9 protein-coding genes, 1 tRNA gene and 1 pseudogene are annotated in these 12,563 nt (G+C 58.1%); 7 read left to right on the top strand and 4 right to left on the bottom strand.

Annotated features, from left to right (window positions below; genetic code table 11):
• The first annotated feature begins 69 nt into the window (after window positions 1-69).
• Window positions 70-1,077 (top strand): DUF3644 domain-containing protein, encoded by a 1,008-nt coding sequence (locus CRD20_RS06345; RefSeq protein WP_187405090.1) that lies wholly within the window; start codon window positions 70-72, stop codon window positions 1,075-1,077.
• Window positions 1,078-1,341: 264 nt separating this feature from the next.
• On the opposite strand, the gene CRD20_RS06350 is transcribed toward CRD20_RS06345, so the two are convergent.
• A complete protein-coding gene (locus tag CRD20_RS06350; protein WP_187405091.1) occupies window positions 1,342-1,797 on the bottom strand; it encodes a DUF4442 domain-containing protein in 456 nt (151 codons plus the stop codon).
• 193 nt (window positions 1,798-1,990) lie between these two features.
• Between CRD20_RS06350 and CRD20_RS06355 the strand changes: the two genes are divergently transcribed.
• From CRD20_RS06355 to CRD20_RS06370, 4 genes and pseudogenes are all read left to right on the top strand, one after another.
• Window positions 1,991-2,869 (top strand): hypothetical protein, encoded by an 879-nt coding sequence (locus CRD20_RS06355; RefSeq protein WP_187405092.1) that lies wholly within the window; start codon window positions 1,991-1,993, stop codon window positions 2,867-2,869.
• A 165-nt stretch (window positions 2,870-3,034) separates the two neighbouring features.
• Window positions 3,035-3,292 (top strand): annotated as a pseudogene (locus tag CRD20_RS06360) (DNA polymerase III subunit delta'); the annotation flags it as partial.
• Between the two features lie 103 nt (window positions 3,293-3,395).
• A tRNA-Thr gene (locus CRD20_RS06365) sits at window positions 3,396-3,468 on the top strand.
• Between the two features lie 210 nt (window positions 3,469-3,678).
• On the top strand, window positions 3,679-4,650 hold the full coding sequence (locus CRD20_RS06370; protein WP_187405093.1) for an N-acetylmuramoyl-L-alanine amidase: 972 nt from the start codon (window positions 3,679-3,681) through the stop codon (window positions 4,648-4,650).
• 8 nt (window positions 4,651-4,658) lie between these two features.
• Here the strand turns inward: CRD20_RS06370 and CRD20_RS06375 are convergent, their stop codons facing one another.
• Window positions 4,659-6,710, bottom strand: coding sequence for an acyl-CoA dehydrogenase family protein (locus CRD20_RS06375; protein ID WP_187405094.1), 2,052 nt, complete (start codon window positions 6,708-6,710; stop codon window positions 4,659-4,661).
• Between the two features lie 214 nt (window positions 6,711-6,924).
• A complete protein-coding gene (locus CRD20_RS06380) occupies window positions 6,925-8,268 on the bottom strand; it encodes an MFS transporter (protein WP_048732297.1) in 1,344 nt (447 codons plus the stop codon).
• A gap of 817 nt (window positions 8,269-9,085) precedes the next feature.
• Between CRD20_RS06380 and CRD20_RS06385 the strand changes: the two genes are divergently transcribed.
• Together CRD20_RS06385 and CRD20_RS06390 are read left to right on the top strand one after the other, a co-directional pair.
• Window positions 9,086-10,375 carry an MFS transporter gene (locus CRD20_RS06385; protein WP_070603578.1) on the top strand — a complete coding sequence of 430 codons (1,290 nt, stop codon included), beginning with the start codon at window positions 9,086-9,088 and terminating at the stop codon, window positions 10,373-10,375.
• Between the two features lie 129 nt (window positions 10,376-10,504).
• Entirely contained in the window at window positions 10,505-11,470 is a 966-nt protein-coding gene (locus CRD20_RS06390) for a GDP-mannose 4,6-dehydratase (protein WP_187405143.1), read from the top strand.
• 62 nt (window positions 11,471-11,532) lie between these two features.
• Here the strand turns inward: CRD20_RS06390 and CRD20_RS06395 are convergent, their stop codons facing one another.
• Window positions 11,533-12,528 carry a thioredoxin domain-containing protein gene (locus CRD20_RS06395; RefSeq protein ID WP_048732301.1) on the bottom strand — a complete coding sequence of 332 codons (996 nt, stop codon included), beginning with the start codon at window positions 12,526-12,528 and terminating at the stop codon, window positions 11,533-11,535.
• Window positions 12,529-12,563 lie beyond the last annotated feature (35 nt).

The raw sequence follows: 12,563 nt of genomic DNA on the forward strand, positions 1-12,563 counted from the left end.
AGTGTAGACAGGGCACAGGCTGAGAACACCGAAGAGGTGAATCGGGAGCAGAAGTTAGAATGATCCCTCGTGGATAAGGGGCAGGAAGAAATCATTGAGCGGCTCCTAGAGAAGAGTAAGGAAGCTTTTGCTCTTGCAGTGGAGCTGTACAACAGGCCAACGTTGAAATACCACGCGGAGACCTGTTCAATTTATCTCTGCAACGCATGGGAGTTAATGCTCAAGGCGTACCTGGTCCGCGAGCGGGGAATCGAGTCAATCTATTACTCGGACGAATCTGGAAAGACAATTGCTCTAGCAGACTGTCTCAAGAAGATTTTTACGAATGATAAGGCCCCACTGCGCGTCAACATGGCGGAAATCATTCGCTTCCGCAATGTCAATACCCACTTCATCACTGATGAATATGAGATTTTCATCGGACCGTTCCTTCAAAAATCTGTCATGAATTATGCAGATAAGCTCCTCGAACTTCATGGCGAATCCGTTAGCGATTTAATACCGGAGAATCACTTGACGTTGGCCGTGCGCCGCGGTGCAATTGACCCCGACGTGATTCGGACGAAGTACGAGCCTCATGTCGCAGAGAAGCTTCTCAAGATGAGTCAGCTAGCCGCCGACGCGGCAGGAACCGGAGAAGGGGGTGCCGCTGCCGTCATCAATGAGACAAACCTGCGCATCGTCAAGAAAGCGAAGGATGTCGATCTTAACGTCTATGTCGACAAAGACGCGGAAGCCGGCATCACCATCGTTAAAGACATCCGAGACGCTGCCTCCTATTACCCTTACACAGTTGGTAATGCAGTAAAAGAGGTGCGAAACCGGTTAAGGAAGTCGAAAACCACTATTTACTTCCGAGGCGAGGAAAAGCTATTCAACCGGTGGCACTTCAATCTCTTCAATAAGGTATTTCAATTTAAAGAGGATGACAGGTACGCGCACGATTGCAGCACCGCTGGAGAACCCAATTCATCCTGGGCATACTCTCAGCGATTAATCGAGTTTATCGTTGCACAACTCGAAAAAGAGCCAGGGACGTGTATTGATGTCTTGCAGGCCAAGGTGAAAACAAAGTAAAAACGCCAACCCTCGGAGCAAAGGAATTCTCAGGCTGAAGCCCTACTCCCATTCGGGAACCCAGCTTTATCCTTCTCGGGTTGACGCTGTACCTGCCAGAATAGTGGGGCGCGAGGCCTTCTACAACACAAATCTTCCCAGTGCGCTCGAAATGGTTTCAAAATACCAGGTAAACGCGGCGCAAGAATTTCGGGAAAATACCACCGGTAATTCGGTGGCACTAGCCAGCGTCTGCAATCACGCGCAGCCCTTCGCACTCGCTGTTTACTTTTGCTTGCGCCGGTAGTACACCTGGCGGCGCACATGGGCGACGACATCGCCTTCCTCATCAAGAATGTCCACGTCGAACCAATGCAAATACTTCTCACCGTTGGCCGTCTTTTCTTCGATGAGCGCGTAGGTCTCCTCGGGGATGCGCATGTCGGCGGTGACTGTGCCGCGGCCGGGTTTCAAGTACTTAATCTCACCAGCGGTATCCCAGATGCGGTACTCCTTACCCAAGCGGTGCATGGAGGCGAGCATGAAGAAGGGGTCCGTCATGGCGGAGAGCGTGCCGCCGAAGGCAACGCCCATGGCGTTCTTGGTCAGCATGTTTGGCCTGTGGCTGACAACGACGCGGGTTCCATCATCGGCGAATTCCTTGATCCTTATGCCGGCGCCCAAGAAGGGCGGCCAGAACCCCATGAAGCGTTTGAGCTGGCGTGCAGAAAAGTTGGACATGAGAAAGCTCCGAGTAAGTGGTGGGTCAGGTGGGCTAAACGGCCACAACTCTACCGTTGTGGGACGGGGAGTGCCCGCACTTTGATTCGCCGTATCGTCTTTCTATAGGTAGTGCCAGGTCATGCACTGTGTACAGGAAAAAGTAGTGCTAGCGCTAGTGCCTTTCGCTCTCGTGGGAAACACAATATAGAGCATGAAAAAGCTTGTGGTTGGCATGATTGCCGTGGTGGCCGTGATTGTGGTGGTGTCTGTCGGGTTTGTGGGATTCATGCAGTGGGTAGACGCAGACAGCGTGACCGGTGATGACGGCGTGGCTGCCGGATACAGCGCTGAGACGGGTGGTCCGTTGGAAGCATCGTTTGCGGGCGAGGGACCGCACGAAATCGACGTGCGTCGTGACGGTGACGTGACCATTGCGGCACCGACGGGCGCGGGACCGTTTCCGGCGGTGGTCATGGCTAATGGCACGAACACGCCGTTGAGCAGCTACCTGCCCGTGGCGGAGCACCTGGCTAGTTGGGGCTTCGTGGTTGTCGGCGATGAGACTCTCCAAACTGGAACAGGGGAGAATGTCGTGAACTTGATCGAGCACTTGCCGGAACTGGATTCCCGTGTGGACCGATCACGGGTCGGCATCTTCGGACACTCACAGGGTGGTGCGGGTGCCATCAACGCTGCGGCCCACACGGAGGTAGCAGCTGTATATGCGGCAAGCCCAGCCTCCCACAAAGTGGCACAGTCCAATGACTGGGACTACACCACCGCGAACGTAAAAGCACCGTTGTTCTTGATGACGAGCGATGGCCGTTCGGACCGTTGGTTCGTTAGCCCTTGGTCAGACCTAGAGGAGAACTTTGAATCAGCTGGTGGCCCGGCGGTCATTGCCCGCCGCCTGGGTGTGGACCACAAGGATGTTTTGGAGTTCGGGGACGGTTACGCCACCGCGTGGTTCCGCTACATCCTCGCTGATGATTCTGACGCACGAGACGTGTTCGTTGGCACTTCACCAACGGGCGCTGGTGAGCTGGCGAGCAACGCGCTCTGGGACCGAGTGGCCATCCGCGGCTGGTAACTCGCCGGGTCTTTCACCATCCCGTGCGGTGTACCGAACACGCTAAAAGTAACCTGTGCTCACATACCCCCTTCGGCGGAGGCGTGATTCACAAAAATCAGCAGCCCTGATAAATTTCAAGTGAATTGTCAACCGGGCTGCGCCACGCCAGCCTGTACAAGCAGAATCGAAATCGCCCTCGTGGATCTCGCCGGTAGTTACCGCCATGCGCTCATGCTCAAAGTCGGTGCCGAGGTGGAGATGACCCACCCGGATTTCGCGGGCTTGGCGGGCGAGCTTGCCCAGCGCGTGAGCGAGGACGGTCTGCTTGCTGCCCAATCCGCCATCCGCACCTGCCGCGAGCAGCTGCCGCAGAACGTCACCCCGCAGGGGGCTTTCGATGGCATGGTGGGCCACCTGCGCCTGGCCTGCGGTGCGCGCTAACCTGCAGCATGTGCTGCGCGTGCCCTAGATTAAGCAGCCCGATTTCTTTCTCAGTCCCGGCCTAGGCTCAACTCTCACGTGGTGCATATACACACGGCATCGTGCCGCCTTAGCTCAGTCGGTAGAGCGTCTCACTCGTAATGAGAAAGTCGCGAGTTCGATTCTCGCAGGCGGCTCAGGTTTAAATGGGATCCTTTAAAAGGATCCCATTTTTTATTTCTTGGATCGGTCAAACATGAGGAGAGCGAATCCAGCGGCAGGCCGAGGAGTGGGGTGGCTCCCCCGAAACGAATGGGGGCGGAAATCTCGGAGCCGGGACTCTCAATCGAGTGTTTGCTACTGTTACTCAGCACATGGCAGGTACGCGGATACTAGGAGAACGCACGATGCGACAGCCCGGACACCAGCGATTAGTAGTGCGACCATCAGCGGGACGACTAGCTGTGGTTTTGGCGGCCGCGGCAATCATGCCTGCCGGTCTTGTGGCCTGCACCATCGACACGGAAGCTTCCAACGCAGGAAGTGCTCAGCAGACTGCGTCTACGGAAACTCAAACCTCCTTGGCAGCTGAAGAGGAGGCTATGCAGATGCCGAACCCCACGCCGCCGAATGAGGAGTTTGCAATGCCTGATTCTGCTAACCCCGACGCAGTCGCTCCGGGCGACGCGCCACAGCAGCAAGCTAATCGCGCTACTTCGCGTGCCGACGGCTCCAGCGCTGTAGCCGGCAAGGTCATCTACCTCGACCCGGGACACGCCGGCACCCCACCACCTGCCGACCTGATGGTCACTGACGGTCGCGGTGGCCAAAAGCCGTGTAATACCTCCGGCACCGCTTCCAACGACGGCTTTCCGGAGCACGAGTTCAACTGGCTGATGGCGCAGGAAATCAAGCAGCTGCTTGAACAGCGCGGTGCTCAGGTGCTACTCAGCCGCGCGGATGACGCTGGTCGTGCAGATTGCATCGATGCCCGTGCGGAGAAGGAAAATGCTTCCAACGCCGATGCCGTGGTGAGCCTCCACGCAGACGGCGCTGGAGAGGGCAACCGCGGATTCCATGTGTCGGCGATTTCTCAGCCACTCGCCAATAATGACGAGCAGGGCTCTACCGCGCTGGCAACTGCCCTGCGCGATGCGTTTGTTGCCGCTGGTTTTGCTCCGTCTAACTATCTCGGAAGCGAGGGGCTGAATCCGCGTGCAGACCTCACCGGACTCAACCTATCGACGAAGCCAAAGGCACTGGTCGAATACGGCAACATGCGCGATAGCAGCGACATTGCCGTCTTGACCTCCAGCGAAGGCCGTCAGCGTTTGGCAGAGGCCACTGTGGCTGGGTTGGAAGGTTTCTTGGCGCAGTAGCCAACCCGCTAACTAGCCGGGTTGGCCTTAGCCTTCGGCGTCATCGCGTCGTAAGGCTCCATCATGGGGATGTCCAGCATGGTGCTGGGGACACCAAAGGCGTCGACAAGTACCTCAGACCAGGGGCCAAGGGAATCAACCAGATCGGCCAAGCCCGCTCGCGCGCCCTTAGTGCGAGTACCGGTGAGCAGTGACTGCTCCAAGAACCAGCCGGCGTTATCGCAGACAACCGACAGGAAGAACACATCACGAACCTGTTCGAGCACTTCTTGAGAGCGCTCGTCTGTGAGTGTGGATTCGGCTTCGAAGAATGCTTCCAAGATCATGCGATCGATATGTGCCCACGCACAGGAAATCATGTGGTCCTGGACCTTGTCCACCAGCTTCGCAGCCTTCTCAACAGGAAGTTTCCGCGCTGGGCGTAGCCTGCGGGCAAGGGACTTGAGAAGTCGGTTCTCACGCTCGATGAGCAGTTGCATCTGGCTGGCGGGGTCAAAGAGCGAGGACTCATCAGCGTCAGTCAGCGCATCCAAGAGGTTCTGGACGACGGCATCCGCACCGGTGCGACGGCGCAATATGCCACTGAAATTGTCGAGGCCGAAGCGCACCATCTCCAGGTTGGAAAAACTCTGCACCTCCCGGGCAAAACCGCCCAAGAGTTCCTTGGTGACCAGCTGCAACATCACCACGTTGTCGCCCTCAAAAGTGGTGAATACGTCAGAGTCTTCTTTGAGAATGGTCAACAGGTTCTCTGCCATGTAGCCAGCTCCACCGGTGGCCTCACGCATCTCCTGGATGGCATCAGTGGCATGTGTGGTGTTGGCGACCTTCAAGGCGGCGGCATGTGCCTCCGCTTCACGCAGATCGCGAGCCTGCTCCGGGGTTAGATTCGCACGGTCCAGTCCTTCCGCTTCGAGGTCGTGAATCCGCTTGATTAGCAGGTTGGTCGCAAATTGCAGACCGTACGAACGCGCAATGCGGGGGAGTAGTCGGATTCGGTGCTGGCGGTGCTCAATGAGTTTCTTTTCCGGCAGCGAATCGTCGGGAGCAAATTGGCGCCGCAAGTGTGCGTACTTAGTGCCGATGGTCAGTGCGGTGCGGGTTGCCGCACCAGCGGCCGCACCGACTGTCACGCGGCCGCGCACGAGGGCACCGAGCATCGTGAAAAACCGTGCATTGGGGCTGTCAATATCGCTGCTGTACTCGCCAGTGGCCGAGACATCTGCAAAACGATTAAGCAGGTTCTCCCGCGGCACGCGGTAATGATCGAACATGAGAGTGCCGTTGTCCACGCCCAAGAGGCCGCCCTTGGTGCCGTGGTCGCCGATAGCAACTCCGTCGACAGGCGAACCATCATCATTGCGGATTCGAGCGACAATGCAGTGCACGCCATGGGATTCTTCCTGCCCTGGCGTGTAGAGCTGGCAAAAGACCGCAGCCCAGCGCCCATCGCGCGCGGCATTGCCCAAAAACCACTTCTCAGAGGAAGCCGTAGGCGAATTGAGGATGAATTCTTCCGTCTCGGGGTCGTAGTGCGCCGTGGTTTCGAGTGATTGCACGTCCGAGCCGTGGCCGCGCTCGGTCATGGCAAAGCAGCCGAGAGCCCGCAGCTCAATGAGGTCACGCACCAACTCGCCGTGACGCGCAGTTCCCAGGTTGCTGACAGCGCCGCCGAAAAGGCCCCACTGCACTCCGGACTTCACCATCAACGACAAGTCGGTGCAGCCGAGCATTTCAATCCCGGAGAGAGTGCTACCGGTATCTCCCGTGCCGCCCTGGTCAGTGCGGAAAGCGCCATAGGGCATGCCGGTCTTAAGCACCTTGGAAAGCGCGTCGGTGGTGTGCTGCCTGGCCTCCTCCACGGTCAGCCCAGAGGTGGGCCGCAGGGAGGGGTCTTCTAGAAGGACGCGGACATCAGCGCGCGCCTCGGGGAAATAGCCGTCCAGGGCCTTTTGCAGTGCACCTGCCACTTCCGGTTCAGGACGGGAGGGGAGCGTCTTCGGACCGTCGGTCGAGCGACGGCGGGGGATTCGCGCGGAGCTGGAAGAAGTCTGTGCCATAACCCAACGTTAATGGGATATCTGGGGCTTGTCAGCCGCTTTCGACTGAGAAACTCATGAGGAAATCGGGGCCGCGGCAAGAGAAAACCAGTTACCGAGATAAAAGGAAGGCGGAAACGCAAAAGCCGTCGTCAAGCAAATGCTGCGTTGTGCAGTGCTTGACGACGGCTCGCGTAATCAGACCCTCGGTCGGTCAGACCCCTAGCTGTGGGAACTAGACGCGCGACTTAACTTCGTCGAGGTTAGTCTCCGGGTGCTCGATGAGGTCACGGTCTTCAAGACCCTTCGGCAGCAGGAACAGGGCAATCAGTGCCGGGATAGCCATGGCCATCAGGTAGATGGAGATGTAGAACGGGTTACCGGTGGCGTCCATGATCATCTGGGCAATCATCGGTGCGAATGCACCACCCAGGACAGCGCCGATGGCGTAAGCGATGGAAGCGCCGGAGTAGCGAACCTCAGCCGGGAACATCTCGGAGTACATGGCCGGCTGCGGGCCGAAGGTCAGTGCCAGCGGCAGAGTGAGGACTGCGACGGTCATGACGTAGAGGAACGGGCCCTTATCCAGGAGGCTCCACATGACGGCTTCCCAAATCATGATTAGGACGTAGCCGATGATGAAGGTCTTTGCGCGGCCGATACGGTCGGACCAAGCGCCGGCCATGAACATGAAGATGGTCCAGCAGATACCGGCGACGAGAGTGCCTGTCCAAGCGACGGTTGCGGGGTAGCCCAGTGTCTTCTGTGCGTAAGCGCCGAAGAATGCGATCACGAGGTAACCGGTGGCCTGCTGAGCAGCGAAGATCAGGGCGCCCTGGATAACCTTGCCCCAGTGGTTGCGGAAGAGCTCCGGCAGCGGAGCGGAGCGCTCGGCAGACTCAGCCTGCATAGCCTGGAAGACCGGGGACTCATCGACGGTGCGACGAATCATGTAACCAATCAGAACCAGGATGAAGGACAGCAGGAATGGCACACGCCAACCCCAGTCCATGTAGGCTTCCTCGCCGATGATAGCCATAACAATCAGCATGGTGCCGGTAGCCAGGGTCAGACCCAGCGGAACACCGGCCTGCGGGAATGCGCCGTAGATACCGCGCTTTTCCTTCGGTGCGTACTCCACGGACATCAGGGCCGCACCGCCCCATTCGCCACCCGCGGAAAGGCCCTGGAAGATACGGAGCAGAACCAGCAGGATAGGTGCAGCGATGCCGATTGACTCATAAGTCGGCAGCAGACCGATACAGAAAGTAGCTGCACCCATGCCGATGAGGGTGAAGACCAGAATCATCTTGCGGCCGTAGCGGTCACCGATATGGCCGGCGACGATAGCGCCAAGCGGGCGGAAGAGGAAGGAAATACCCAGGGTTGCCCAGGCGAGCACCTGAGCGACCTGTGGGTTCGACTTCGCAGCCGGCTCGATGAAGTGCGGAGCGAGCACGATAGCTGCGGCCTGAGCGTAAATCAGGAAGTCATAAAACTCGATGGTCGTACCCACGAGAGTTCCCGTGAGCACCTTGCGGCGCTGCTTGGGATCATTCGCGATGATCGAAGTAGTCATAAAACAACAAGACTTTCTTTACATACCCGTCCGCACGGCCATCGAGGACCTTGGTGATTTCAGCGGTCGTGCAGAAATCGCCCCAGGTTTTTCTCAGCCAGCGTTTGGGGAATGGACAGATTGTTTGACGGTGTCGAATTCTTACACAGCCAGACCGGTAGCGACCAGCGTTTGAACTTCAGCGAGCGACGACAAAAAGTGGGCAACGGGGGTAATGGGGGTTGGTGAATGGCGGTAGATTTCCTTTGTTTGTGACCGATTTATTTATACGCATGCCTGACAAGTCGGATTCGGGGGTATGTAAAGGGGGTGGGTTGGACGCTACTTAACGACGGGCTGTTTCTGGCTTAATTTGCGCGACCTAGTGGCCGTTTGTGCGTGAGACTGTCTTAAATAGGGGAAATCTGCGTTTTATGACTGTTCGGCTACCCCCACATTGAACTAATTTGTAATTATATAATCAGAAGTTGTGTGAATAGTGTGGCGAAAGTGACGCAAGATATGAAAGAAGTAACGGAATAATAACGATGTAGTGTCGAAAAGATCATTGCCCCCGGATGGGGCAGGGGCGCAAGGTCGGCAACATGCCACCCCGAGACGGGGGTGTGAGCCCCAGGTTTCAGGGGCATATGTACCGAAACCAAGCCGAGGTGCCCAAACTGGGCACGCCACCGCATTAGCCGCCACAGCACTAGCCGACTCAGTTGCCCCGCCCCGCCTGCTCAACTACCTCGGCACACCTCTTGTGGTTAGCTCCGGTTGCTTTAATCCGCACCATTGTGCGTAAGACGCTGGGGACCGTCGTAAAGTAAACGACATGTCTTCTCACGCAGGAACTAACGGCAATGAAAATGAGGTACCTCACGGCAGGGCCAAATCCAATAAGGGCACGCCGTTGTGGCTGCTCGCCGCAATTGCAGTTTTCGCCGTCGCGTGGGGTGGCAATGAATTCACACCGCTGATGGTGATGTACCGCGAAAACGCCGACCTGGCGCCGGTGTTCATTGACCTTCTATTGCTGGTCTACGCCCTCGGCATCGCACCGGCACTGCTGATTTCTGGCCCAATCTCGGACCGTATCGGCCGTAAGCCGGTGATGCTCGCCGCGCCGGTGCTCTCGATTCTGGGCTCGACTCTCATCGCGCTGGGCGAGACCATCGCCCCGCTCATCCTCACTGGTCGTTTTATCTCGGGCTTGGCAGTCGGCATTGTCATGGCCGTGGGCGGCTCGTGGGTAAAGGAGCTTTCCGATCCGCGCTTTGACCCCAAGGCCACCTCCACCTCGGGAGCGAAGCGTCAGTCCATGGCGTTGACCTTGGGCTTTGGCCTAGGCGCGGGCATTGCCGGCACGCTGGCGCAGTTCGCACCGCTGCCGGGGCAGTTGGCTTATATCATCCACATCCTGATCTCCATCCCGACAATCTTCGGTCTTGTGGCTGTGCCGGAGACCCGCCAGTCGCCGCACCTGGGAGGCAGCAACGCTCCGCACGAGACTGTCTGGGAGTCCCTACACACCCCTTCGGTAACTAACCGTCGCTTCCTGCTCGTCGCCGCGATGGGAGCGCCGTGGGTCTTCGGTGCAGCCGGTGTTGCCTACGCAATCATTCCGTCGTTGCTGCAGGACCACGTCTCCCAGCCAGTGTTCTACTCCGCGATGGTCACACTGTTTGCGCTACTCTGTGGTTTTGGCATTCAGCAGATTGGTCCACGCTTTGTAACCGAGCACAACGCCCGCGGTTCGCTAATCGCAATTGGCATTGTGGTCATCGGCATGGGAATGGCCGCATGGATGTCCACCAACCCCACCGCAGTGACGGCGTTTATTGCAGCGCTGGTGCTGGGCACGGGCTACGGCCTGGCCATGTTTACCGGCCTCAACGAGGTACAGCGCATCGCCGGCCCGCGCGACATGGCCGGGCTGACCGGTATCTTCTACTGCCTGACTTACATCGGCTTCGCATTCCCGGCAATTCTGACCAAGCTCTCCCAGTCCATCTCCTGGATGACCTACCCGGTCATGCTCGGTGGCGGTATGGTCATCGCCATCCTGATGGGCTTGGTTATTTTCTTCAATTCCACTGTCAACCTGCCACAGCGCGCTGAGTAATCTCGCATTCCTCGGAAGATTAATCAACCCCGTCAATGTGAGGTTGGCACACGTATAAGCGGTTTTCCTTACTAAGCGCCTATAGTTCTTCCTATGGAGAAGCACAAGAACGAATCACCGGCCACCGCGATGACAGAATCGTCGGTAAGCGCGAAACCGCGCGCGCTGGTGACGGGCGGTGCCGGATTTATCGGTTCGACGCTAGTTGACCGGCTGCTGGCTGAAGGGTACGCGGTCACGGCGTTGGACGATCTCTCCCACGGAAAGCTGGACAATCTCCAGCAGGCATCGCTTAACGACGACTTTGAGTTCATAACCGCCGATGTGCTGGAGGTGGACTGGGACGAGCTGCTCGAGCAAAGCCGTCCGGAGGTTATTTTCCACCTCGCAGCGCAGATTGATGTGCGGATTTCCGTAGCCGACCCGGTGCGGGATGCGACGCTGAACATCATTGGCACAATCAAACTTGCCGATGCGGCTCGCAAGCAGGGTGTCCGCAAGGTTGTGTTTACATCTTCGGGCGGTTCCATCTACGGCACGCCGGAGGAGCTTCCGGTGTCGGAAAGCGTGCCGGTCAATCCGATGAGCCCCTATGCCGCCTCAAAGGCGACGGGCGAACTGTACTTGAATATGTTCCGCAATCTTTACGGGCTCGAATGCTCGCACATCGCGCCGGCAAATGTGTACGGCCCGCGACAGGATCCGCACGGCGAGGCCGGTGTGGTGGCTATTTTCTCCCAGCGTCTGCTGGCGGGAGAGTCGACCAAGGTGTTCGGTGACGGCGGAAATACCCGCGACTATGTGTATGTCGACGATGTGGTGGATGCTTTCTACCGCGCATCCGGCGAGGTCGGTGGCGGAATGCGCTTTAACATTGGCACCGGTGTCGAAACTTCGGATCGTCAGCTGCACTCGTTGGTGGCGCAGGCTGCGGATGCCGAGGATAACCCGGAGTTTGCACCGCCGCGCACTGGTGATGTGGCGCGGTCTGCGTTGGATCCCACGCGGGCGCGTGAGGTACTCGGCTGGGAGCCGGCTATGAGTATTCAGGAGGGCGTTGCCCGTACTGTGGAGTACTTCCGGAATCAGGGCTAGCACAACTTACGCGGGCGGCTTCATGCACTCGCCCGCATAAGTTAGCAGCAAGTCAGCGCAACTTACTTGCCAGCTTCTTCCATGCGCTTAGCGTGGATGAGAGCCAGCTCGATATTGTCCTCGAACACGTCAAGAGGCTGTGCGCCTGAGACGAACTGAGTGCCAACGAGGAAGCCCGGAGTACCGGAAATGCCCAGCATGGAGCCAAACTGGGTGGCATTCTTGACTGCCTCGGTCCACTTGCCGTCCTTCAGCTCCTTTTCAAAGCGCTTCATGTCCGGCACACCGGCCTCGCGAGCGACGGCAATCAGGTCCTTCTCAGTGAACTCCGGGTGGCCCTGGCCCTTTTCCCCGGCCTTCTTAAACAGCGCACGGGAGAACTCCCAGAACTTTCCCTGCGCTGCTGCGGCACGGCCGGCCTCAGCGTCCTTGATGGCCTTCTCGCCATTGATGGCCATGTCGTTCCACTCCAGGCGGACCAGTCCCTCGTTGACGTACTTTTCCACGAGGTCAGGCTCGGTTTCGTTTGCGAACTTCGCGCAGAACGGGCACTCGAAGTCCGAGTAGATCGAGATTACGACCGGCGCATCCACTGCACCGAGAGCAAAAGGATCATTTTCATTGCGGCGGTGGACATTGTCCATGTCCTCCGGGGACTTCAGCTGCGCTCCCGCCTTTGGTCCGTAGATGCTGGCGTCGAAAGAGCCATTCGGGCCAGGCACTGGCGCAATCTCGCCCTTGCCTGGTGCAACACCCGCCATGTTGACGGTGCTCACGCCGTTGAAGCTAGCCGAACGCGAACCAGCGAAGAAGCCCGCTGCACCGACAACAATCAATGCGACGACAGCTAGCGCCCATGCGGCGTTCGGAATCGAGTACCACGACTTAGTTTTCCCACCGCTGTCGGCAGACCAGGACTCCAAGTCCTGCTCAGTGGGTACCGGCTGAGAACCCTGCTGGGGTTCCTGCGGTGTCTCCTGCCACGCTGCGTCTGCCGAGGGCTGCTGCGAATCGCTGCTGTTGTCAGCGGCTGCGTTGTCCTTATTTTCTTCGCTCATGGCTTCTATGGAACCACAGCCTCAGATTCACATGC

The sequence above is a fragment of the Corynebacterium sp. LK33 genome, from assembly GCF_014334955.1.
Lineage (GTDB): Bacteria > Actinomycetota > Actinomycetes > Mycobacteriales > Mycobacteriaceae > Corynebacterium > Corynebacterium jeikeium_D.

Excerpts from the sequence above, each read along its gene's own strand:
- CRD20_RS06395 (WP_048732301.1), bottom strand. The coding sequence starts at position 12,528 with ATGAGCGAAGAAAATAAGGACAACGCAGCCGCTGACAACAGCAGCGAT.
- CRD20_RS06375 (WP_187405094.1), bottom strand. The coding sequence starts at position 6,710 with ATGGCACAGACTTCTTCCAGCTCCGCGCGAATCCCCCGCCGTCGCTCG.
- CRD20_RS06390 (WP_187405143.1), top strand. The coding sequence starts at position 10,505 with ATGACAGAATCGTCGGTAAGCGCGAAACCGCGCGCGCTGGTGACGGGC.
- CRD20_RS06355 (WP_187405092.1), top strand. The coding sequence starts at position 1,991 with ATGAAAAAGCTTGTGGTTGGCATGATTGCCGTGGTGGCCGTGATTGTG.
- CRD20_RS06380 (WP_048732297.1), bottom strand. The coding sequence starts at position 8,268 with ATGACTACTTCGATCATCGCGAATGATCCCAAGCAGCGCCGCAAGGTG.
- CRD20_RS06385 (WP_070603578.1), top strand. The coding sequence starts at position 9,086 with ATGTCTTCTCACGCAGGAACTAACGGCAATGAAAATGAGGTACCTCAC.
- CRD20_RS06370 (WP_187405093.1), top strand. The coding sequence starts at position 3,679 with ATGCGACAGCCCGGACACCAGCGATTAGTAGTGCGACCATCAGCGGGA.
- CRD20_RS06350 (WP_187405091.1), bottom strand. The coding sequence starts at position 1,797 with ATGTCCAACTTTTCTGCACGCCAGCTCAAACGCTTCATGGGGTTCTGG.